Origin of the sequence: Pseudoalteromonas sp. CR1 (genome assembly GCF_019392235.1) — a bacterium.
Taxonomy (GTDB): Bacteria; Pseudomonadota; Gammaproteobacteria; order Enterobacterales; family Alteromonadaceae; genus Pseudoalteromonas.
Genome location: NZ_JAHXRM010000190.1, coordinates 1 through 277 on the forward strand (window position 1 = coordinate 1; position 277 = coordinate 277).

The 277-nt window shown below is 65.3% G+C and carries 1 protein-coding gene; it reads left to right on the forward strand.

Translation table 11 applies throughout. The features are described 5' to 3' along the window. Positions 1-277, forward strand: a 277-nt coding sequence (locus KZZ04_RS19055) for a dihydroxy-acid dehydratase (protein ID WP_219423824.1), incomplete at both ends; no start/stop codon positions are given.

The following is a 277-nucleotide window of genomic DNA, read 5'->3' on the forward strand; positions in this document are numbered from 1 at the left end:
TGCGGTGGTGTTCGAGGACTTCGACATGTACAAGGCCCGCATCAACGACCCGGCGCTGGACGTGGATGCCAACTCGATCCTGGTCATGAAAAACTGCGGGCCCAAGGGCTACCCGGGCATGGCCGAAGTCGGCAACATGGGCTTGCCGGCCAAACTGCTGGCCCAGGGTGTGACCGATATGGTGCGTATTTCCGACGCGCGCATGAGCGGCACCGCCTACGGCACGGTGGTGCTGCACGTGGCACCGGAAGCCGCTGCCGGTGGCCCGTTGGCGACG